16 protein-coding genes, 1 tRNA gene and 1 pseudogene are annotated in these 23,309 nt (G+C 58.5%); 14 read left to right on the plus strand and 4 right to left on the minus strand.

The genetic code is table 11. The features are described 5' to 3' along the window. Window positions 1–37 precede the first annotated feature (37 nt). Complete coding sequence (locus DA792_RS12275) at window positions 38–691, minus strand: protein-L-isoaspartate O-methyltransferase family protein (RefSeq protein WP_107720185.1); 654 nt, start codon at window positions 689–691, stop codon at window positions 38–40. A gap of 175 nt (window positions 692–866) precedes the next feature. On the opposite strand from DA792_RS12275, the gene DA792_RS12280 reads away from it, so the two are divergent. Together DA792_RS12280 and DA792_RS22820 are read left to right on the plus strand one after the other, a co-directional pair. Then, a tRNA-Cys gene (locus DA792_RS12280) sits at window positions 867–940 on the plus strand. 462 nt (window positions 941–1,402) lie between these two features. Further along, a pseudogene (locus tag DA792_RS22820) lies at window positions 1,403–2,124 on the plus strand (IS5 family transposase); the annotation flags it as partial. A 9-nt stretch (window positions 2,125–2,133) separates the two neighbouring features. Here DA792_RS22820 and DA792_RS12300 read toward each other — a convergent pair. Next, entirely contained in the window at window positions 2,134–2,361 is a 228-nt protein-coding gene (locus DA792_RS12300; protein ID WP_107720186.1) for a hypothetical protein, read from the minus strand. A 381-nt stretch (window positions 2,362–2,742) separates the two neighbouring features. Between DA792_RS12300 and DA792_RS12305 the strand changes: the two genes are divergently transcribed. Next, window positions 2,743–4,500, plus strand: coding sequence for an ABC transporter ATP-binding protein (locus DA792_RS12305; RefSeq protein ID WP_107722688.1), 1,758 nt, complete (start codon window positions 2,743–2,745; stop codon window positions 4,498–4,500). 756 nt (window positions 4,501–5,256) lie between these two features. Here the strand turns inward: DA792_RS12305 and DA792_RS12310 are convergent. Further along, on the minus strand, window positions 5,257–5,994 hold the full coding sequence (locus tag DA792_RS12310; RefSeq protein WP_107720187.1) for an autoinducer binding domain-containing protein: 738 nt from the start codon (window positions 5,992–5,994) through the stop codon (window positions 5,257–5,259). A gap of 104 nt (window positions 5,995–6,098) precedes the next feature. On the opposite strand from DA792_RS12310, the gene DA792_RS12315 reads away from it, so the two are divergent. The 3 genes from DA792_RS12315 to DA792_RS12325 all read left to right on the plus strand — a co-directional run bounded on the left by DA792_RS12315 (window position 6,099) and on the right by DA792_RS12325 (window position 12,452). Then, window positions 6,099–8,975, plus strand: a complete 2,877-nt coding sequence (locus tag DA792_RS12315) for a vWA domain-containing protein (RefSeq protein ID WP_107720188.1) — start codon at window positions 6,099–6,101, stop codon at window positions 8,973–8,975. A gap of 3 nt (window positions 8,976–8,978) precedes the next feature. Next, window positions 8,979–9,818, plus strand: a complete 840-nt coding sequence (locus DA792_RS12320) for a hypothetical protein (protein WP_107720189.1) — start codon at window positions 8,979–8,981, stop codon at window positions 9,816–9,818. Window positions 9,819–10,160: 342 nt separating this feature from the next. Continuing rightward, window positions 10,161–12,452, plus strand: a complete 2,292-nt coding sequence (locus tag DA792_RS12325) for an arginine/lysine/ornithine decarboxylase (RefSeq protein WP_107720190.1) — start codon at window positions 10,161–10,163, stop codon at window positions 12,450–12,452. A 46-nt stretch (window positions 12,453–12,498) separates the two neighbouring features. Here DA792_RS12325 and DA792_RS12330 read toward each other — a convergent pair whose 3' ends face one another. After that, window positions 12,499–14,382 carry a hypothetical protein gene (locus DA792_RS12330; protein ID WP_107720191.1) on the minus strand — a complete coding sequence of 628 codons (1,884 nt, stop codon included), beginning with the start codon at window positions 14,380–14,382 and terminating at the stop codon, window positions 12,499–12,501. Window positions 14,383–14,808: 426 nt separating this feature from the next. On the opposite strand from DA792_RS12330, the gene DA792_RS12335 reads away from it, so the two are divergent. The 8 genes from DA792_RS12335 to ptsP all read left to right on the plus strand — a co-directional run bounded on the left by DA792_RS12335 (window position 14,809) and on the right by ptsP (window position 23,302). Beyond that, the gene (locus tag DA792_RS12335; protein WP_159075261.1) at window positions 14,809–15,225 is read left to right on the plus strand and encodes a hypothetical protein; all 417 of its coding nucleotides are present in this window, start codon (window positions 14,809–14,811) and stop codon (window positions 15,223–15,225) included. A 594-nt stretch (window positions 15,226–15,819) separates the two neighbouring features. Next, a complete protein-coding gene (locus DA792_RS12345) occupies window positions 15,820–17,118 on the plus strand; it encodes a 3-deoxy-D-manno-octulosonic acid transferase (RefSeq protein ID WP_159075262.1) in 1,299 nt (432 codons plus the stop codon). A gap of 149 nt (window positions 17,119–17,267) precedes the next feature. Then, a complete protein-coding gene (locus tag DA792_RS12350; protein WP_368074471.1) occupies window positions 17,268–17,741 on the plus strand; it encodes an NUDIX hydrolase in 474 nt (157 codons plus the stop codon). A 110-nt stretch (window positions 17,742–17,851) separates the two neighbouring features. Beyond that, window positions 17,852–18,334 carry a DUF1178 family protein gene (locus DA792_RS12355; protein ID WP_107720196.1) on the plus strand — a complete coding sequence of 161 codons (483 nt, stop codon included), beginning with the start codon at window positions 17,852–17,854 and terminating at the stop codon, window positions 18,332–18,334. A 1-nt stretch (window position 18,335) separates the two neighbouring features. Beyond that, window positions 18,336–19,004, plus strand: a complete 669-nt coding sequence (locus DA792_RS12360) for an SDR family NAD(P)-dependent oxidoreductase (protein ID WP_107720197.1) — start codon at window positions 18,336–18,338, stop codon at window positions 19,002–19,004. Window positions 19,005–19,126: 122 nt separating this feature from the next. Further along, complete coding sequence (locus DA792_RS12365) at window positions 19,127–20,362, plus strand: aspartate kinase (RefSeq protein ID WP_107720198.1); 1,236 nt, start codon at window positions 19,127–19,129, stop codon at window positions 20,360–20,362. 105 nt (window positions 20,363–20,467) lie between these two features. Beyond that, entirely contained in the window at window positions 20,468–20,833 is a 366-nt protein-coding gene (locus DA792_RS12370; RefSeq protein WP_107720199.1) for a DUF4260 domain-containing protein, read from the plus strand. Between the two features lie 216 nt (window positions 20,834–21,049). Next, window positions 21,050–23,302 carry a phosphoenolpyruvate--protein phosphotransferase gene (ptsP, locus tag DA792_RS12375; RefSeq protein ID WP_107720200.1) on the plus strand — a complete coding sequence of 751 codons (2,253 nt, stop codon included), beginning with the start codon at window positions 21,050–21,052 and terminating at the stop codon, window positions 23,300–23,302. Window positions 23,303–23,309 lie beyond the last annotated feature (7 nt).

Consider the following 23,309-nt stretch of genomic DNA (forward strand, 5'->3'; position numbering starts at 1 on the left):
AACGCCGGGGCCGACCCGGCCTATCGAACGTTCTGCGTCAAAGCGCGAACTCTGCGTGTTTTTCAAATCCGGACAGTACAGGTGCCGTGGCGTTGAACACCATGCGCCATGTCACCTCACCCTCTAATTTGTATCCGATACGGACGATACCAAGAGCTCCGTCGAGAAAAATCGCGCAGATACGCCCTTTTTCCTTCAACTGGGCCAAAATGCCACTCGGCAATTCTTCAACACCGCCTTGCAAGATTATCACATCATAGGGCCCATGCTGCGGCGCACCGGCGCTGATCGTGCCCGTTTCGACAATCACATTATCCGATCCATTGTCAGACAGAGCACTGGCCGCCTCTTTGGCCATGTCTTCATCTTCTTCCACGGCCACGACCGCCTGCGCCATCCGCGCCATCACCGCCGAGGAATAGCCCAAGCCACAGCCCAGATCGAGCACCAGCTCATCGTTTTGAATGTTGAGCGCGTCCAGCATCTTGGCCAAAACCCGCGGATCCAACACCACGCGCCCGTGACCAAGATCGACATGCTCGCCGACATAGGCAGCATCACGTTTGGCCGCAGGCACGAAATTTTCGCGCGCCGTGGTGAGCATCGCTTCGATGATCGGAAATTTGGTTACATCAGACGGGCGCACCTGTGTGTCGACCATCGTTGTACGGAGTTGGGCAAAGTCTGGCATAAGCTGAACTCTTTCGTTCATTGTCTTCGACGGTGTTTTGCCACAAGCCGCCCGCCTGAGCAACACGTCAATGCACCTGCAAACTTACGTAAGCGCACGCAAGCCTGTGCAAAAACCTGTCAAATCGCGTCTTGCACAGAAATTATCCTTGCTGTAGACACCGCCTCACCATTTCGGCGAGTTGGCGGAGTGGTTACGCAGCGGATTGCAAATCCGTGTACAGGAGTTCGATTCTCCTACTCGCCTCCATTTATTTTCAAGCACTTGCATCACTCCTTTCAATGTAACGGCACTGCCGTTTACATGTCCGTTTACGGCTTTCACGTCTCACAACGCTTTTTCGCCGCTTCCAGTCGAGCAAGAACAGCATCACTTTCATCAGGACTCACCCGTGCGTACAGCTCTATGACTTGCGCAGCATAGCGCACAGACCATCCCATAAGTGTCGCAATCTGACGTAGCGAGAGGTCCGAATTAAGCAAACGCGTAACTGCAGTCCCTAGAGCATCCGCCAGTATTTTTTTCCGACCATCTTCCCATGGCTGCACATTCGCCTCATGTCGCCATTTCGTGATCTGGTTCGATACCCAACGAGGTGTCAGCGGCCTTCCTAGGGTGTGAACCCAATTCCTTGTCTTGCTGAAATGGGCTCTTCATGATTCATCTGCGGAAAACAGGTGCATGATGGCGAGATTTGATCTGAGCGACGAAGAATGGGCTGCAATCCGGCCTCATTTACCCAAACAAGGGCGCGGTCCGCAGCGCAAGGATGACAGAACAGTCTTGAATGGCATTTTCTATGTTCTGCGCACGGGGGCGCCGTGGCGCGATCTGCCGGACCGGTATGGCCCGCGCACGACTGTTTACAACCGCTATGTCCGCTGGGGTGAGCGCGGGATTTGGCAAGGGATATTTGATGTGCTGGCGACGGAATGTGAGGACGCGCTGATCTTCATTGATAGTTCAATCGTCAAGGCACACCGGGCGGCAGCAGGCTCAAAAGGGGGGAGTTGGCGCAAGGTATTGGACGCTCACGCGGCGGTCGCGGCAGCAAGGTTCACGTCGCCGTAGACCATCGCGGCCTGCCTCTACGGTTCGCGATTACAGGCGCACAAAGGCATGATAGCAAGGTATTTGGTTCATTTGTCGGCTGGCAAAAACAGCCGACAGCTATCGTCGCAGACAAAGCCTATGGCTCAAAAGCCATCCGCCAAACCATCGCTGACGAAGGCGCATTGGCAGTGATCCCATCCAAGTCAAACGCCCGCATCCACATCCCACATGACCCCGACATCTACGCCCAGCGAAACCTTGTAGAGCGGTTCTTCTGCCGCATGAAAGACATGCGAAGGCTAACAACGAGATACGAAAAGTTGAAACGCAACTTCCTGTCGATGGTCCATATCTTTGCAATCAGATGTTGGCTGAATTGAGTCCACACCCTAGTCATTGGTGTTTAGGTCCAATCTAAAAAATTTGATAATGAACGCGCGCTGGCCGATGTTCGCATTCTGTGATTTTGCCCAGTCCAGCAACGCGCGCACAAGTTTCAGCGCCACCTTGCCACCAAGAAAACTCCCGCGCACGGGCTTTGCGACATTGATCATATTGACACTCGCTACGCGTCCGCCTTCGCCCATGAAGTATCCGCCCATGGGTTCGCGTTCCATCTGAACACCTCCCTAGTGTTCGGTAAATGATAGAGGGGAATGATCACGGAAACCAATGTCCGCAAAGCGGGATGCGGGCGCAGCATCTTTAGCGATCAATGAGGGGGCCGCAATCGGCCGTATTCTCTTCGAAGGCTGTCCTCAACTTGTACTTGACGGACCATAAAATCACCAATTAAAATAGTCTCAATGACACCTTGCTAGGAGGACGCACATGATCATCGCTTATCACGTCCTTCCGGGGATCTCCGGTTTCGGAGCCGCCCTTATCTGACGCTTCTGTGGCGCTTTCGCCAAAAGGTACAGATGTATTGGTCCACGCTGGACCCACTTTTCAAGCAATTCGCAAGGCGCAGCCAATCCGGTTGTGACACTGTCATTATGATCCATTTTTCTGCTCACGGCGCATTTGCCCGTGTTTTCTCGTTCACTTTCCGTCTGTGGATGCGTCAAAAGGGCAAGGTCGTCTCGATTTTGGCCTTGGTCTTGGTCTCTGCGGCTGCCGACCTGTCCGTGCCTGTTTTTACGGGTCGTCTCGTCGATGCAGTTGCCGCGTCTAAGACGCCTTGGCCTGCCTTCGGGGCGCTTTTGGGGGGTGGAGTCCTCTCCGTCGCTGCAAAGATTCTAAGCTATTTTGCCATCATCGACCTGACCATCCCTTCCATGCGCGCCGCCGAATCCGAAGCATTCGCCCATGTTCAACGGCTCCCCGCCGACTGGCACGCAAACGCCTTTGCCGGCTCCACCGTGCGTAAAATCACACGTGGGGCTTGGGCCTTGGATGAAATGGCAGACCTGCTGTTATTGGCACTGTTGCCCTCGGCGCTGATCCTGTTGGGCACCATCGGAACACTGACAGCGTTTCGCTGGGAAGTCGGGCTTATCGCTGGGATCGGTGCGCTTGTGTTCCTGACACTCTCCCTGTCGTTGACGCTGTTCTGGGTGGCGCCTGCGGCCCGTTTGGCCAATGCGCAAGACAGCCGCGTGTCTGGCGCTCTGGCCGATGCGATCACCTCCAACGGGGTCGTGCGCGCCCATGCGGGCGAGCTGCGCGAAGACACCCGGCTGGGCCTTGTCTTGGACAAATGGGCGCATCGCAGTCGGCGCACATGGCGGCGCGGCACAGTGTCCGGCCTGTCACAGGACATGACGATCTGGGCCTTGCGAGCGACGGTTCTGGGCGGGGCTCTTGTCGCCTATACCCGTGGTCTGGCCGATGCTGGCGAAATTGCCTTTGTGGTCTCTGCCCTTGGCATGCTCGACGGCTATTTACGCCAGATGGGCAACCATGTGCGCGGGCTGCAAAAGGCCGTCAACGATGCCGAGGAACTGGTGGCGCTGATGGGGGCCACCCCCGAAACCTCTGTCGCCAAAAAGCCCGAAACCGCCCTGCCATCCCGCGCTGCTGCACTGGCGTTCAATCATGTGGATTATGGCTACGACGGGGCTGCAACACCGCTTTTTGCCAATCTGGACGTTGCCATTCCAAAGGGCCAGAAAGTCGGACTGGTTGGACGGTCTGGTTCGGGCAAGACCACTTTCGTGAAACTGATTCAGCGGATTCACGAAATCAACGACGGCACCATCACTTTGGGCGGTGTCGATATCGCGCGCGTCCCCTTGGAGGTGTTGCGCCAACACATCGCTCTTGTCCCGCAAGAGCCCGTGTTGTTTCACCGCTCCTTGGCCGAGAACATCGCCTACGCCCGTCCTAGCGCGTCAATGCAAGATGTCCGGGAGGCCGCCGAACGCGCGGGGGCACTCGGTTTCATCCAGCGGCTGCCCAAAGGCTTTGGCACGGAGGTGGGTGAGCGCGGTGTCAAACTGTCGGGAGGGGAGCGACAGCGGGTCGCCATCGCGCGCGCCTTTTTGTCGAACGCGCCGGTGCTGATCATGGATGAGGCGACATCTTCGCTCGATTCAGAGGCCGAGGCCAAGGTGGCGCAGGCCGCAGAGCGTCTGATGGAGGGGCGCACCACTTTGGTGATTGCCCACCGTTTGGCCACTGTCGAACGGATGGATCGCATCCTCGTCTTTGATCGGGGACGGATCGTCGAAGATGGCACGCCTTTGGAACTCATGGCCCGCAAAGACGGTCTCTACCGCGCCCTGCGCGCCCGGCAGACTTTGGTGGGGTAAGGCAGAAGCGCGCCCGAAGGATCACATCGGGCGCGCCGGAGCGGTGCGGCGTTGGGTCAATAGAGCGGCAATTCTACAACGGCAACTCATGCCCGGCATGATGCAAGCAGCCGGCAATTGAAGCCGTTGGAATGGTGCCCAACCAGAGCAGACAGGGGCGGCGGCGCTACAAAAGGCATCCCCGGCACCACAGCCTTTCACAAGCTGTGCCGAGGATCTGCTGCGGGGAAGCCGTACCGCAGCCTAGCTTCGCTCACGACCGACGGCAATGGACCGTTTTCCCACATGACAGCAAATGGCCCAAACCGGATGAGATGGATGGCTCTGCTCCGGCCCATCAGCTTACCAATCTGCCCCGGCTCTCTCCCCAGCAGTGCAGAGACACGCACATCGACCAAACGCTCATACTCCGTCGTGCTCATAAGCACAAAACTCAATAAGCCCGCAGCACCGGCTGATCCCCGCGTGGGCGGGGAACGCTACGGTACAGGAGGCTCAGGAAGTGGCTACTGATCCGCCTTTTGGTGACGTTCATGGCGGCAACGCCTTGAACCTCAGATGCAATCAAGCGGTTGCTTTCTCTAGTATATAATCGCCTTCCGAAACGCCCTTCGATCACTCGGCGTTCGTGAAAGTATCAACAAACCGCCGCCTGCTCAAAATTGCTTTGAATGTGTCTTCCCAGAGACGAGACGCGCGCCGGACTTCACGTCCTTTGCAATCACTTTGTTCAACTCTTTGAGCCGAGCCGGTGCATTAGAAAGATGCATGTGGGTCCGCATGGCCGCCTTTGGCCTTTTCCGCCGTTTCCCAGTATTTTCGCAGAAGGTTTTTCGTCGTTGGCGCATTCATTTTTTTGCGGGCATTTGAGAGGTGCATGTCGACTGTCACGGGTTTGATCCCAAGCTCCACTGCAATCGCCTTGATCCGCAATCCGCGACTGAGAAGGTCAAGGCACTGGGTCTCGCGTCGGCTCAAAACGACCGTCGGCCCCGCTGCCCCAAGCCGACCACTCAGCCCAAACAGCAATGGCTTGATCTGTTCAAGATGCGCGGCCTTGATCGCCTCGACCTCGCGCGCCGATTGGCTGGAGCCAAGGTTCCAGCCCTCGGGACCATGCGTCGAAGGATAACGTACCGCCACCGAAAACCCGGCGTTGAACCCCTCATCGCCCGCAGTGGCGATCAGGTCTTTTTGTCGTCCTGTCAGATATGCGTATTGATCCATATGCGCTTTCCCAGTGTCGATAGGAACCGGCGAGGAGAGGCAATACTGCAAAAAAGGATCGTCCTGCGTGTAGCCATTGTCCATATAGAAGCTCTGAAACCCATCAGGCATTGTCGTGCGCACGCTGGGCCGGTCGGAAATGTCGCTCGTCGCGAGGTAAATGACGCGATCAAATCCCAAATGGTCAAGATAGCGCCAAGTGGCGCCCCAACACGCCTCGGGACACGCACCTGTCGCAAGCAGATGGTAAATATCGTCGGCATGCATCGCGGAACCTATGGAAAACCGTACATTGAAATAAAGCGGGGGAGCGGGTCTGTTTCAAGGAAATTTTACCGTCACGAGTCACGAATCGTTCAAAGGACTTTGAAATGCGCACAGCGTTGAAGGGGCTGATAGCCTCCCTCTTCTTGTTTCTCCCGATCATGGCATCGGCCCAAGACCGGGCTTCGGTGCTGATTTTGGATGCCTCAGGGTCGATGTGGTCACAATTGGACGATGGCACATCGCGGATCGAAGTGGCCCGCGATGTGTTGAGCGATTTTTTGGCGGCGCGTGACCCGGCACAGCCTTTGGGCGTCATCGCCTATGGCCACAACCGCAAAGGCGATTGTTCGGACATCGAGGTGCTGGCCCCGGTCGGACGGCAAGACCCGAACAGTTTGGGCGCACGGCTGCGCACGCTGAACCCGCGCGGCAAGACGCCCCTGGCCGACGCTTTGCAACTGGCGGCGTCACAAATCCCCGCATCCAGCGAAGAGGCGGATATCGTTTTGGTCACGGACGGGTTGGAAACCTGCGGTGGCCATGTCTGCGCGGTCGCGTCCGGTTTGGCAGCGATGGGCATCCCTGTGCGCGCGCATGTGGTTGGCTTTGGCCTCACTGAAAGCGAAATGGCCCAAATCTCTTGCGTGGCTGACACCACGGGCGGGCTAGTCCTGTCGACCCAATCGGGGGCGGAGCTGGCCGACGCCTTGATCCGCACCACCGCCCCGGTTGTCGGCGAAGACCTGCCCGCAGATCAGGCGACGCTCAATCTCACCATTCGCGCCGACATCGCCGGCCGCCCGGACCGGGTGCAGTTCAGCGCCGAAAATCTGGCAACCGGGGCCGTGAGCCCCCTTGGCACATTGGACTTCACCCAAGCGGCGGCTCTGCCTGTGGATCTGATCGCCAGTGACTACCGGATCATCGCCGATGCGGGCGAGATGGGGCATGGCGAAATCGTGGTGCCCGTGGTCGCCGGGGACAACCGCACCATCTATGTGCCGTTTCAGGGCCTGCTGCCCACGCTCGATATGCCCGCCCCAACCGGCGCGTTTCGGGCCGGGGTCAACGCGCTGCTGCCCTACCGTGTGCGGGAGGAAGGCTTGGCCACCGGCGGTGGTGATTTCATCCTCTCCCTGTTGCCCTTAGATGCCAGCACCACAACGGATCGGCGCTATGATTATGCGAGCCAAGACAGCACGCTTGGCGGTCATGTCGGAGCGTTTCGTGCGCCGCCGGAGCCGGGCGATTATCTTTTGACTTTCAGCCGCAACGCCGAACTGCCGATCGACGCCGCGATGAAAACCTTTGTCGTGAGCTTTGTGGAGCGCCCTGATGTGACGCTGACCGCCCCGCCCGCCGTGGAACCGGGGGCCGACATCCCGGTGACCATCGCGGGTGGCATGGGCAGTGACGACTGGCTTGAAATCCGGCTGAACGACCAACGCGTCTCTTGGGACAACACGGTCACACTGGCCGAGTTTTTCGACAATCGCTATGGGCCTGCCAAGCCGCTTTTGGCCCCAACTCAGCCGGGGGAATATGAACTGGTCTATATTTTCGGCGGCCTTGATGATGCGCATCAGGTTGCGACCCGCCTGCCGTTGACGGTCGGCCCTGTGGTGGATTTTGACGAGGAAGCCCGCGCCACAGATGCCGATACAAACACCCCCGCACCAACGACCCAACTGGCCCAAGCCGCGCGCTGTGATGACGACAGCGGCTGCGGCATGGGCGAGGACGTGCCGCAGGCCGGATCGGATGTGGTGCAAGTTGTGATTGCCGCCGACGGGGCGGAGGGTCAGCCCGTTGACTGGACGCTCATTCCCATCGGTCGGGAAAATGAAAGCCCGATCGCCTCGGGGACTGCCATTGCCGGGCCATGGACCACGGTGCTGGATGTGGGCATTTGGGGGGTCAACGGTTTGGCCGATGGGGCGACATATTTTGGCCACATCACCGTCAGCGCCAACGGGTCCACCTCGTTCATGATCCCGCGTGACATGCCCATAGATCTGGCCACCGACATCGAACCGCCGCTTTCAGATGACATCGGATTTGCCTGTCACGACGCAGTCCAATGTAGTTTCGAGGACGATGCGGCGCAGATCATCGGCGTCCTCCCCGCAGGCTGGGTCACCGATGTTCCGACCCGCGAAGCCTATGTAGCCGGTGGGGACCGCGGCCTGGTCCGAATGCGCTTTTTCAACCCTGATGCGCCCGAGAACACCGTCATCCTGAACCCGCGTCAGTGGCTCAAGATGAACGGACCCTGCCTTGAGGTCCAGCCCGGCTTGCTCTGTCGGTTTGAGCCCGCAAGTGCAGAGACCTTGGCGGCGTTTGACATGCTCAAACTGCTGTTGCGCGACACCGCACCCCGCAACTTGCCCAGCCCGGCCGAAGCCATGGCGACTATCCTCTCAGATCTGACCAAAGAAGACCCCGATGCCGCAAAGGCAATGGAGGCCCTGATGGGGGCTGCGGCGAGTGGCAACGCGATACCGGATGTGGCGGGCGTGTTGAGCACTCTGGCCACTGGCGGCACTGCGACCCCCACGACCACACCTTATGTGCCGGGTGAGGTCCTGCGGCGCTGCCCACTCAAGGCCGCCTGTCCCTTTGAACAGCCCAATATGCAGATCGCCGGTGTCCTGCCACCAAGCTGGTCCGTCGAGGTGATGACCCGTCAGGCGGACGGCACCGTCTCCACTTGGTTCACCGACAAAGACCCCGCCGGCAATGCCAAGCGGATCGGGTTGAACCAAAGCGGGGGAGACGGCTGTGTTGAGACCCGCGTCGGAACGCTGTGCGCATTCACACCCTACATCGCAACCGACGAGATCGGTTTGATCGCTTCCAACTTGGTGCAGGGCGGCACGGCGGATGTCCGCAACGCCATTGCCGACAAAGTCGATGCGCCAAAACCAATCACCAACCCCGCCGCCCTTGACGCTTTGCTGTCGCATTTGGAAGGAAACTGACCCATGCGTGCCATCTTAACGAGTCTTGCCCTGTTGGCCGCGGCACCGGCCACGGCGCAAAGTTGCAATCCGCCGATCCTGACATTTCGCGGCGACACCCTGACATATGAAACGCCTGCCACCGACGTTTATGCCAACGGCGGCGTGGCGGCCATTGTCGACGACTACGTCGAAGGCCAAACGATTTTGATCGACGCAGGCGCCCGCACGACACGCAATGTCAATCTGGCTGAGGTGACACTCGCCGAATTGCAGGTCTTGGTTGGGGCGGATCATGTCGCCTTTATCGGCCCAGTCCGTTGTCGTCCAAAGATGCCAAGTCTGCCCGAAGACCTGTTCCCCGAAGGCGACCCCGCTGCGCCGAACACGCCGGTGGTTCTGTTCCCGGATGACCCTGTGGAGGGGGGGCCGCGCGATGGCCTTTGGCAGGCCAACATCGGCCCGATCCGCACGCAAGGCTGTCCGCCGATGGTGGCGCAAGCGGTTCCCAACACGCTTGGCGCGCTGCCGGGGATACCGGGGGACACGCGCCGGATGACGTTTTCGAGCCCCTTTGATCCCAACACATTGGAGATGTCACACACGATGAAGGCCCGGTGGAGCCAAACCGGGAAAAACCGTTGGGAGACTGACGTGTCGCCCGAGGTCTTTGACCAAATCCCACAGGGGGCGGGTGGCGGATCGCGCCTGTCTTTGCTGCTAGAGGTGGTCCGTCCTGACCTGATCCGGTTTGACCATACCATTGAAATCGTCTTGCCCGATGTCGCCGTTGCGATGTTGGGGGTAAGCTCCGATGGCTGTCGCGTCAGTGGCAGCGATACGTGGCAACGGATCGGGGACTGACGAAGGCCTACCGAGGACTGTGGGGGGCACCGGGCAGGATGCGCGCCCCGAGTGCACGGCGCCATCCCTGCCCCGCCTTTGATTTCAAAACGCCCCTCAAGGGCTTGGGACATGACCGGCTTGATCACATGAGGCGCGCGGTTTTCAATCGTGCGCCTCATCTCTTGCCTCCCGAAAGCCGCTGTAAAACACCGCTTTAAAACAAAGCGCTCCGGTCGTGACGGCGTCTGGACATAGCCGTGCAAATCACACCATAGTCCAACGCAACAGCGCACAGAAATCTGGGGCAATCCCCTATTCGTTTGATCAAAACATCACCGAATGCCCCGATAGGAGAATGTCATGAAATTTAGATTCCCCATCGTTATCATTGATGAGGACTTTCGATCCGAAAACACCTCTGGCCTTGGCATTCGCGCCTTGGCGACCGCGATTGAAAGCGAGGGATTTGAGGTCTTAGGCGTCACCAGCTATGGCGATCTGTCACAATTTGCCCAACAACAATCGCGCGCCAGTGCGTTTCTTTTGTCGATTGACGACGAAGAGTTCAGCCCCGGCCCCGACCTTGATCCGGCGGTGTTGAACCTGCGCAATTTCATTGAGGAAGTGCGGTGGAAAAACGCCGATGTGCCGATTTACGTCTACGGCGAGACCAAAACCTCGCGCCACTTGCCCAACGACATTCTGCGCGAATTGCACGGGTTCATTCACGCCTTTGAAGACACGCCGGAATTTGTTGCCCGCCACATCATCCGTGAGGCGAAACAATATCTCGAAGGCATCCAGCCGCCGTTTTTCAAAGCCCTGTTGGACTATGCCGAGGATGGCTCTTACTCATGGCATTGCCCCGGCCATTCCGGCGGCGTGGCGTTTTTGAAATCCCCGATCGGCCAGATGTATCACCAGTTTTACGGCGAAAACATGCTGCGCGCCGATGTGTGCAACGCGGTTGAGGAGTTGGGACAGCTTTTAGATCACAACGGGGCGATTGGTGCCTCTGAACGCAACGCCGCGCGGATTTTCAACGCCGATCATTGCTTTTTCGTCACCAACGGCACCTCGACCTCGAATAAAATGGTCTGGCATCACACCGTGGCCCCCGGCGATGTGGTGGTGGTGGATCGCAACTGCCACAAATCCATCCTGCATTCGATCATCATGACCGGTGCCATTCCGGTGTTTTTGAAACCCACGCGCAACCACTACGGCATCATCGGCCCGATCCCGCAATCCGAATTCGAACCCGAGGCGATCAAGGCCAAAATCCGCGCCAACCCGTTGCTTGCGGGCGTCGATGCCGATGCGGTCAAACCGCGGATCATGACGCTGACCCAGTCGACCTATGATGGCGTGTTGTACAATACCGAGACCATAAAAGACCTGCTCGATGGCTATGTCGAGAACCTGCATTTCGATGAGGCCTGGCTGCCGCACGCCGCCTTTCACCCGTTCTACAGCACCTATCACGCGATGGGCCGCAAACGCGACCGCAACCAGCATTCCGTGACCTATGCCACGCAATCCATTCACAAATTGCTGGCGGGTATTTCGCAGGCCAGTCAGGTTTTGGTGCAGGACTCGCGTGATACCAAACTGGATCGGCACCTGTTTAACGAAGCCTATTTGATGCACACTTCGACCAGCCCGCAATATTCGATCATCGCGTCCTGCGATGTGGCGGCGGCAATGATGGAACCTCCGGGCGGCACCGCTTTGGTAGAAGAAAGCATCATGGAAGCGCTCGATTTCCGCCGTGCCATGCGCAAGGTGGATGATGAATTCGGCGAAGGCGAATGGTGGTTTGAGGTCTGGGGCCCGGAAAAGCTTGAGGACGAAGGCATGGCCGCGACGAAAGACTGGGTGCTCAAGAAAACCGATGCGGATGGCGTCCAGCCCTCTGACGGCGAAGATGCATGGCACGGCTTTGGCGACATGGCGCCGGGGTTCAACATGCTCGACCCGATCAAAGCCACATTGATCACCCCCGGCCTGAATTTGGACGGACGGTTTGAGGACACCGGGATTCCGGCCTCTATCGTGTCCAAATACTTGGCCGAACATGGGGTGGTTGTTGAGAAAACCGGGCTTTACAGCTTTTTCATCCTGTTCACCATCGGCATCACCAAAGGCCGCTGGAACACCCTGCTTGCAGCGTTGCAACAGTTCAAAGACGACTACGACCGCAACCAACCGCTGTGGCGAACCATGCCGGAATTTTGTGCCAAACATCCGCGCTATGAACAAATGGGGCTGCGCGATCTGTGTCAGCACGTTCATGCGCTGTACGCCAAATATGACGTAGCGATCCTGTCAACCGACATCTATCTGAGCGACCACACCCCGGCGATGACGCCTTCGGATGCCTTCGCCCATATCGCCCAACGCACCACGCAGCGGGTGCCGATTGACGATCTCGAAGGCCGCATCACCACCAGTTTGGTCACGCCCTACCCGCCGGGTATTCCGCTTTTGGTTCCGGGCGAAGTGTTCAACAAAAAGATCGTCGATTACCTGAAATTTAACCGCGAATTCGCGCGCGAATGTCCGGGGTTTGAAACCGACATTCATGGCTTGGTGCATGAGATCGGCCCCGATGGCGTGTCGCATTACTTTGCCGATTGCGTGGCGCAGTAGACGGGCCAAATGACAGGGCGCGCCTCAGAGTTTGCGGCGCGCCCCGTTACCGCGGACACCCCTCAAGCCCGCGTGAGACATTGCCCGAGACGGAGTCAAGACAAGGCGCGTCGGGCACATTCACTCCGACGCTCTCCAAATACCGCTCCAAAACGCCCAGCCCAATCTGGCCTTGCACAAAGGGGCGCACCAACGCCAAAGGGTCATCAGAGGGCTCTGTCTGTGCCAAAAGCGCGTCCACTGTCGCCTGATCTCCGATCATCGCTGCGGCCGCCAAAAGCAAAAAATCATAGGTCCGACCGTCTTTACCCGCCATATTTTGGCGCGCCTCATCCACCAAACGGGCGTTTTCTTGAACCAACCCGGCCACCAAAAGCGGCAGGTACATGTAGGGCGCTGGTTCAAAGCTCATGTGAATGGCGGTCTGCGCTGCGGCACGTGCTTCTTGATACAAATCCGCAGCCATATAACTATAGGCCAAAACCGCGTAGGATGTCGGATTGGCCGGATTGAGCGCCACCGCGTGCTGCGCGTTCTGAATGGCCAAATCGACATTGCCTTTGGCGTTGTTCACCGCAGAAAAAAGGATAAAGGCCATGTCAGAATTAGGAAATAGATCTGCCACATCGTTGGCATAGGCTGTGACGTCCTCTGACGTGGACCGCATTCGCTCAGGCAACTGATCCGTGTCCATATACGCAAATTCAGGCACAGCATGTAAAAGCAATGTCCCCCAAGATGCCGCCCCCGCAGGGTCCGTTTCGAGCTCCACGGTTAACTCTTCGAAACACTGATAGGCCTTTTCAAACTGTTCAATAGAATAGGAGATTAAAAACCGATCTGTCAGGGTCACACACCGGTAGATATCAAGTTGATCGTCATTGTCTGAATTCAGGTTTTGATCCATGTGCTCAAGGCTCACACGGCTGATCACCCCGCCTTGCGCCCCCAAGCCTCCGCTGATTTGCAACGAAATTTCATGTAGCGCATCTGATACGCTCCGACCTTCAAGATAGCGCGTGATGCGTGTGTCGACATAGCTGCGTCGCGTCTTCGAATCCGACAATTCAACCGCAACATCCACCGACCCTTTCAGATCAAGAATATTGCCTCGCAGCACGAAATCCGACCCCTCCATTTCACTATATTCATCCGCCGATAAAACCCAAATCCTGGCCCGCCCAAAGCGTTGAAAATCTCCAGCGATCTGGCGTTGGAACGCTTTGGCCACGGCTGTATTGGCCGGATTGCCCGTCAGGTTAGAGAACGGTGCGATGGCTATGACGGGGTAGCTTTCAAAAGCGATCCGCGCTGTGTCAACAGGCTCCGGGCGCAGATAAACCCTCTGCCATGCCCAGAACGCCCCAAACCCAACGGCAACAAGGAGGACCAATACCGAAACAGCGCGCATAGCCCCCCAGCGCGCCGATCTTGGCGCAGCAGGCGCGGGTGGGACAGGCGCTTGTGCTTGAGGATCATCACCATCTGGCGCATCTTCCGCGGTATGATCCAAAGGCCGCTCAGGCTCCGTCGCACTCAAAGCAGCGGCCTGTGGTGTCTCGCCATCAGATTTGAGCGCCAAAACATAGCTGCCACGCGGTAGGCTGATTTGGGTCAAGCGGCGGGGATTGTCATCGTAAAAGGTTGTGATCGCCTCGCGCAGCCGTCGCATTCGGACCCGCACAATCGGATCAATGGCAGGATCAAAATCATCGCCCCGCCCCAGTAAGTCATGCGCAACGACATATTCGTTGATCTGCTCTGCGCGTCCTTCGACCATTCTTTCGGCCAGAAAACTCAGCAACGCACGGTTGACTTTTGAACGCGCGAACTGTGCGCTCTCAAGTAACGCACCCACTTCACGTTTCAAAAGGTCGTGTGTGTGCCCAGTCTCGGACATCGCGATGGCCCCGGTGATCCCAATTTTCATTTCGCAACAATGTAACATGTTTCATATGTGTAGAAAGCGGAATATCTCTGAAAAACTGGCGCAAAGCTGATGGATTTGCATTCTGGGAGACAAAACTGACGTCGCGTCAGTTACGCGATGTTACGCAAGCGCTTTGGAAAGCCCGTGGCCACGCCCCACCGGCATGATCGGATGAAACCAGTTGTTTCTAACTCTCGCGATTGTCGCGCGTCATAAGCGCGTCGACCAAGGAGTTCCCATAGTGCCCACCATTGCTTTGCCCCACACCCTTTCTCGCGTCAAAGACAGACTGCTTCGGGTGCTCGGCGGCTTGACTGGCCCAAAGCTGGCCCTGCCCAACACAGTGCCCCCCCGACCCCGCGGCCTTTAGATCCGCGGATGTATCATGCTGTGCTGAACAGTGCAGCGCCGGGCGGATGTCAAAATATGCCACACCACAGCGACGCAACGGATCGCAGGTCTGAGGACTACGGCGTACAACGCGCCGGACTTCTGATCGTCACCTTGACAGATCCCTCCGCAAGCCTCGCCGCTGAGACCCTCGCGGACATGCGCGCCACAACTGTGGCCAGCTTTGATGCCGCAGAACAGGCTCTTCAGGCGAAACACTATAAGCTGATTGTCGTCGAGTGCTCCCAAACCCAAGACGCGATTGTGCGCGGCGCAATGCGCATCCGAAGAATGTTACCAGAGGGCAGCGCCTCTGCATTACTGGTTTACCAAGCGTCAGAGGATGGCACGATAGATCTCTTGCGCTACACCCCCCAAGCCTCAGCCTTTGCGTTTCTTGCCGCGCGTGACCATCAATTGCGCGCACATGTGCTTGCCTTCCTTAAAAACTGACCCACCTCTTTATAAAGTCCATTGTATCGACGCCGCCCCATTCAGGTGGCGCATCTGTTTGAGTACGAGATCTGCTATGAAACCGCCCCGACCCCCTCTAAAACGCCGCACGGTGATTCAATCGACCTCCTGCGCGTTGCGACTTAGCTTCACAGGCATTGACCACAATCGCGCGGCGTCAAATGCAGCGGGGGCACCCTATTATTGCGCAGAAGGCAAGCCTGCGCTCCTGAGCGAAAGCGAAGCGAATACGATTTCACGCCTGCTTGATGTCTGCGCGCAATATGAGCAACAAGGTGACACACATCTGTCCGAGATTGTTGACCGGATCGGCCTGTCGTTGATGCAGGTTTTCTTGATGCGCGCCCACGTCCGCCCCCAATCACATTTCGGTGCCAACGGCCCTGAGACCCCGTCTCAAAACCTTCCCTCATGCCCCCACACCCCCAAAACCTCGTAAAACGCCCCCCGCGCCGTGGTGGGGCGCTGCTGTAACGGGCACCTTGCGCCAACGCGCTTGCCAACTCTGCGCCCCCCGCGTAAGCCGAGATGACCCAAACGGATCGACCCATTCCCAACGCAAACGGGGGCTTTTTGCTAATCTATCGCCTTCTTCTGAGTGTGCTCAGCCCGATTTTCGCACTTTTGATGCTGCGCCAAGTGCTGCGTGGCCGCGAACGCCTGTCGGATTTGGCGGAGCGCTTTGGGGCCGGACTGACCGCGCATCCTGTTTCTTGTGCACCAAAACTATGGGTCCACGGGGCTTCGAATGGCGAACTCACCGGCGCGCGCGCCCTGATCGAAGAGGCCCTGCGCCGCAGCCCCGACCTTGAGATTTTGGTCACGACCAACACGGTCACAGCACGTAAAATGGTCCGGGGCTGGGCTTTGCCGCGCGTCAGCGTGCGGCTCGCCCCTTTCGATCTGCGCCCGGTGTTGCGCCGCTTTATCACCGCCACGACGCCCGCAGCCCTTGTGTCGATCGAAAACGAAATTTGGCCCAATCGCTTTGCCCTTTTGGCGCAAAACGCCATCCCGGTGATTGTTGCGGGCGCGCGGATGTCGGACCGCTCGGCCCAGCGCTGGGAAAAAATGGCACCTATTTTTGGCGGCATCATCCGCCCTACCATCGCCGCCATCACCCGCCTTGCCGCCCAAGACACCGCCTCAGAACAGCGGCTGTTGCAACTGGGCCTGCCGCCCGCCGCCCTTTTGCCGAAAATGAACCTCAAAAGCACCGTCGACATTGACATCGCGCCGCTGAAAAACGCCGACCCCATCGCGGCGCAGTTTGACCGCGCCACCACGATTTTGGCTGCCTCGACCCATCCGGGCGAAGAGCGCACCGTGCTTGAGGCCTTTCATCACCTGCGCCAAACCCACCCGCAGGCGCGGCTGATTTTAGCGCCGCGTCATCCGGCCCGCGCTGACAGTATCGCAACCGAATTGAGCCGCACCGGGTTTACCTATGTCCGCCGGTCCAAAGGCGATGCCCTTGGCGATGCATCGGTCTATCTGGCGGATAGTTTGGGCGAAATGCCGCTGTGGTACGGGCTCTCTGGCATCAGTTTCATCGGCGGATCTTTGGTCAATCTCGGCGGTCACACCCCGTTTGAACCGGCACAATGCGGCACTGCCATCCTGCATGGCCCCTCTGTCTCAAACCACCTGACCGCCTACCGCGCATTGGATGCGGCGGGGGCTGCAATTGAAATCACCGATGCGGCCTCTTTGGCCGAGGCCATGCGGAGCTTGATGAATGAGCCGGCCCGCGCCACAGCCATGGCAGAGGCCGCCCATGCCGCGCTTGCACCGTTGCGTGGGGCCGCAGCACAACAAGAGGCATTTTGGGCCACTTTGGCCGATGTGCCCAAATTAAAAGCATTGTCATAAGCGATTTTTGCAGCTCATATTCTTGAGAGACGATTTTTCTTTCCGAGTGTCATGTGCCTTTAGTACTGCTCGTCTATGCTGGGGCGTGATTGGGCTTGGGAGGGTCTGTTGCACTCAGCAAGGGGCAGGAGAACCACGGACCTATGTCAATGATCAGAGCCAGACAGCATCCGGTCAAACTCGGGCGCAGTACCAAAGACAGCGTGCGCACCCAGTTTGGGGCGTTGGTGTGGCGCTATCGCAAAGACAAACTTCAGGTTCTGTTGATCAAATCGCGCCGTCGCAAGCGCTGGATCATCCCCAAAGGCTGGCCGATGGATGGCCAAACCCCCGTGCAAGCCGCCGCCACCGAAGCTTGGGAAGAGGCGGGCATCAAAGGTCGCCCTGCGCCGATCTGCATTGGCCTCTATTCCTACCTGAAATACCCGCGCGATGGTCAACCGCCGATGCCCTGTGTCGTTGCCGTCTTTCCGCTCAAAGCGCGCTGGGTGTTTGACAAATATCCCGAAGCCGATCAGCGCAAGCGCAAATGGGTGACCCTCAAAAAGGCTGTGGGGATGGTTGATGACCCGGAACTGGCCCAAATCATTCGCCATTTCGATCCGCGTCACTATCGCCTCTGATGTCTGAGCCATCCGTGCCTTGAGTTTTCGGCGCAATGCCCCACATGATTGCCAAGCCCTGTGCTGGGCGATATGTTTGAATCCTGCCCTTCCCCTATGATCGCCCCGCCATGATCCGATACATGCTTAAATGCGACCAAGACCATCAGTTCGAAAGTTGGTTTCGTTCGGCTGACGCCTTTGACACGCTCTGCACGCAGGCGCAGGTGAGCTGTCCGCTTTGTGGCTCGCAGAAGGTCACAAAGGCAATGATGGCCCCAACGGTGAGCACGACGCGTGCCACAGGAACCGCCCCCTCTGAACCGCCCGCAACCGCCCCGGTCCAACCGACACCACAGGCCGCCCCCCTCGCGCCGGATCAACCAACACCTGAGCAAATCGAACGTGCCATGGCGAAACTGCGCGCTGAAGTGGAGCAAAACTCCGATTACGTTGGTGTCGAATTTGCCGATGAGGCCCGTAAAATTCATACCGGCGACGCCCCGGCCCGCGCGATTTACGGCGAGGCAAACTTTGAAGAGGCCAAAGCGTTGCTCGAAGATGGCGTCCCGGTTCTGCCCCTGCCTTTCCTGCCCAAACGCAAGATGAACTGACATGACACCCAACGCCCCAACCGCTCTGATCACCGGTGCCTCGCGTGGCATCGGTGCCGCCATGGCGCGCGAGCTGACGGCACGTGGCTATGAGGTCATCGGCACCTCCACCAAGGGCGGCAATGGATTGCTCCCGCTCGACCTGTTGGACCCACATGCTCCGGCTGCCTTGGCAAAGACCCTGTCGGGCCGCTCCCTCGACCTCTTGGTCTGCAACGCCGGGCTGTATTTGGACAAAGGTCAGTCGCTTGCCAACGGCTACCCAAGCGAGATGTGGGCGACAGAATTTGCCGTCAATGTCACCGGCGTGTTTTTGACGGTTCAGGCGCTGCTGCCCGCTTTAAAGCGCGGCGGCGACACCGGCGGCAAGATCGCCATCCTCTCCTCGCAAATGGCCTCACACAACCGTGCGCCCGGCGGTTCGTATATCTACCGCGCCACCAAAGCCGCGGCGTTGAACCTTGGACGCAACCTGGCCACCGATCTCAGATCTGAGCGCATCGCGGTCGGCATTTATCACCCCGGCTGGGTCCAAACCGATATGGGCGGCACGAGCGCCGAAATCACGCCAGAACACTCCGCCAAAGGCCTCTCGGATCGGTTTGCGGCGCTGTCGCTTGCAACCACGGGCTGTTTTGAGACTTGGGACGGGCACCCCCACGCCTATTGATGGGGCAATCGTGGCTTCATTGCTGCAAAAATACTCACCTACCACCAATCGCCGCTCTTGCGCTTTCGCCCAAGGTCTCTTAGGACGACGTGGTTAAATTTAACGGGGGAACGGGGCACATCATGCCAATTCTCGTGATGAAATTCGGCGGAACATCCGTCGCCACGCTTGACCGCATCCGCCGCGCCGCAAAGCGCGTGGGGCGTGAGGTTGCCAATGGCTATGACGTGATCGTCATCGTCTCGGCCATGTCGGGTGAAACCAACAAACTCGTCGGTTTCGTCAATGAAACCTCGCCGATGTATGACGCGCGTGAATATGATGCGATTGTTTCGTCGGGCGAGAACGTGACGGCGGGCCTGATGGCGTTGACGTTGCAAGAAATGGACGTGCCTGCGCGCTCTTGGCAGGGCTGGCAAGTGCCGCTCAAAACCAATTCCGCCCATGGCGCGGCGCGGATCGAAGAGATCCCGACCGACAATATCATGGCCAAATTCGGCGAAGGCATGAAAGTGGCCGTCGTGGCCGGGTTCCAAGGCATTTCGCATGAAGGCCGGATCACCACGCTGGGTCGGGGTGGCTCTGACACCACCGCCGTCGCCTTTGCCGCCGCTTTTGAGGCGGATCGTTGCGACATCTACACCGATGTGGACGGTGTCTATACCACCGACCCCCGGATCGAGAGCAAAGCCCGCAAGCTCGAGAAAATCGCCTTTGAAGAGATGCTTGAACTGGCCTCTCTGGGTGCGAAAGTATTGCAAACTCGCTCTGTCGAATTGGCGATGCGGTTTAACGTCAAACTGCGTGTGCTGTCCTCATTCGAGGAATATGACCCCAATGCTGGCACGTTGATCTGTGCCGAGGAGGATATCGTGGAAAACAAACCTGTGGCCGGCGTCGCCGCCTCCCGCGAAGAAGCCAAAATGACCCTCGTATCGGTTGCCGACCGTCCGGGCATCGCCGCCGCCATTTTCGGGCCTTTGGCCGAAAGCGGTGTCAATGTCGATATGATCATCCAAAACATTTCCGAAGAGGGTCGCACCGATATGACCTTCTCCTGCCCGGTGGATCAGGTGAACCGCGCCAAAGCTGCGCTGGACGCCGCCAAAGAGCGCGGGGATTTCAATTTCGAAGAGCTGATTTCCGACACCAGCGTGGCGAAAATCTCTCTCGTTGGCATCGGCATGCGCTCGCAATCGGGTGTGGCCGCCAAGATGTTCAAAGTGCTCTCGGACGAAGGCGTCAACATCAAAGTCATCGCCACCTCAGAGATCAAAATCTCCGTTCTGATCGACCGCAAATACACCGAATTGGCAGTTCAAGCGCTGCATGACGCGTTCGAGCTCGACAAAGCCTAAGCACCGCCATCGGTCGGTCAAATCCCCCCCGCCCTCACCGGCGGGGGTTTTCTTTTGGTCTGTGGTGCACAACTGTCGCCGTGAATTGAAAAGAAGGGCCGCGCGATGATGATCTGGCAACGCATCGAAGGGGGCTTGGTGTTTCTAACCGGGGTGGGGTTTGTCCTGGTGATGGGCACACCGATGTCTTGGTGGATCACCGTTCTCGCCTTCTTCGCCCCGGACCTGTCGTTCGCCGCCTATGCGTTTGGACCACGCTTCGGCGCACTGGCGTATAATCTTTGGCATCTCTACGGCACCGGCTTGGGTCTCGCATTCCTTGGCCTGAGCCTCAACATGCCGCTCCTGCTCTCATTGGGTCTGCTTTGGCTCGCCCATGCCGGATGTGATCGCCTGCTGGGATATGGCCTAAAATCCCCTGACGGGTTTGACATCACCCACCTGGGTCGGATCGGCAAAAACCGCAGCTAAAACCGCCCATAAAATCGCGGGGCATGTCACAGAGTGCGCCACAAGTCTGAGGTTCTTTTTTCTGCACTTGCAGCATCAAGGCACAGAATTTTCTGCACTTTTTCCGCGCAATTCTTTGCTTACGGCCGTTCTTAAGGTTGATTTCCTCTGGGCAACCGCCACATCAGTGCTCTAAACATGAGACGCCAAAAACAGGCGCGAAGGGAACGGCGGGACATGCCCCAACATCTGGAATCTGAAAGCCGGAAATTGCTTGGTCGGCTGCGCGACACGCTGGCCGAAAGCAGTGCCGGCCAAACCCGCTTGGATCGCATCACCCATCTGATCGCCGACAGCATGTATACCGAAGTCTGTTCGATCTACCTGTTTCGCGATTCCGATACGCTTGAACTCTGTGCCACCGAAGGCCTCAAGGCCGAAGCCGTTCACAAAACCCGGATGCGTGTCGGCGAGGGGCTTGTCGGTCGTGTCGCCCGCACCCGCCGTATCGTCAACACCGCCGATGCCCCCTCTGAGCGCGGGTTTCGTTACATGCCCGAAACCGGCGAGGAAATTTATTCCTCTTTCCTGGGTCTACCGATCCAACGTCTGGGCGAAATCTTAGGCGTGTTGGTGGTTCAGTCGAAGGAAGCGCGCGAGTTTTCCGGCGATGAAATCTATGCGCTCGAAGTGGTCGCCATGGTTTTGGCCGAGATGACCGAACTCGGCGCCTTCATTTCCGAAGAGGGCGGCATGGCCGCGCTGCACCAACACCCGGCGATGTTCAAAGGCGCGACAGGCCAAGAGGGCGTGGCCGAGGGCAATGTTTATCTGCACGAACCGCGCGTCGTTGTGACCAACCCGGTGGCCGACGACCCCGAGGCCGAAAAAGTCCGTCTCAAAGCCGCGATCGACACGCTGCGCCTCTCTGTGGACGGGATGCTCGCCACCGTAGAACCGGCGGAAAAGGACCAGCGCGAGGTGCTTGAGGCCTACCGGATGTTCGCCAATTCGCGCGGCTGGATGCGCCGGATGGAAGAGGACATTGACCGTGGCCTCTCCGCCGAAGCCGCTGTTGAAAAAGAACAATCCACCGCCCGCGGTCGTTTGGCCACAGCCCCCGATCCCTATATGCGCGAACGGTTGCACGATCTGGACGATCTGTCCAACCGGCTGTTGCGCATCCTGACTGGACAGGGATCAGAGACCGGGGCGGAAATGCCCGAAAATCCGATCCTCGTCGCCCGCAACATCGGTCCGGGCGAGCTGTTGGATTACGGCAAAAAGCTCAAAGGCATCGTGTTGGAACAAGGCTCCGTTGGCTCCCATGCCGCCGTGGTCGCGCGCGCTTGGGCGATCCCTTTGGTGATCCATGCCGAAGGGATCACCACCGAGGCGTTGAATGGCAATGCGATCCTGGTCGATGGCGATCAAGGCATTGCGCATCTGCGACCCGACGACACCGTAAGTGTTGCCTTTCGCGACAAAATCGCAATGCAGGCCGAAGCACAAAAACGCTATGCCGGTCTTGTCGGTCTGCCTGCTGAAACCGCCTGTGGCAAAACCATCGCCATGCATATGAACGCGGGGCTGATGGCCGATCTGCCGTCGCTTGCCACCTCCGGGGCCGAAGGCGTGGGGCTGTTTCGCACCGAATTGCAATTTCTGATCCGCAACAAAGTCCCGCGCCGAGGCGAGTTGGCAACGATCTATGCACAAGTCATAGATGCCGCACGCGGCAAGCCCGTCGTGTTTCGCACCCTCGACATCGGCTCCGATAAGGTGCTGCCCTATATGAAGCCGCAGGACGAACCGAACCCGGCGATGGGATGGCGTGCGATCCGGGTGGGCTTGGACAAACGCGGCGTCATGCGGATGCAGCTTCAGGCCCTGACACGCGCCGCAGCGGGCCGCCCGTTGACGGTGATGTTTCCCTTTGTCGCTCAATTCGAAGAATTCCGCGATGCCCGCTCGATCTTGATGGAAGTCCTTGAAAGCGAGGCGAAGCTCGGTCACGTCCCGCCGTCTGCCATCAAGGTCGGCGCGATGTTGGAAACCCCATCCTTGGCCTTCGCCCCGGATCGGTTTTTCGAGGAAACCGACTTTATTTCCATCGGCGGCAATGACCTGAAACAGTTCTTTTTCGCCGCAGATCGTGAAAACGAACGGGTGCGTCGCCGCTATGATACGCTGAATTATTCCTTCCTCAGCTTCATCCGCCAAATCGTTGCCCGCTGTGATCGCTTTGGGACGCCCGTGTCCTTTTGCGGCGAAGATGCAGGCCGCCCGCTTGAGGCCATTGCACTGACCGCCATGGGCGTGCGCACCCTCTCGATGCGCCCGGCCTCAATCGGTCCGGTCAAATCGGTGTTGCGTCGGTTGGACTTGAATGAAGTGACCGCCGTGATCGACGACGCCGCCGCCAGAGGCGCACAATCGGTCCGCGCCGACATGATCGCCTACCTCGCGACACGCGGAATTATTGCCTAGGGGGCGC

It is taken from the genome of Celeribacter baekdonensis, assembly GCF_003047105.1.
In the GTDB taxonomy this organism is placed as follows: Bacteria; Pseudomonadota; Alphaproteobacteria; order Rhodobacterales; family Rhodobacteraceae; genus Celeribacter; species Celeribacter baekdonensis_B.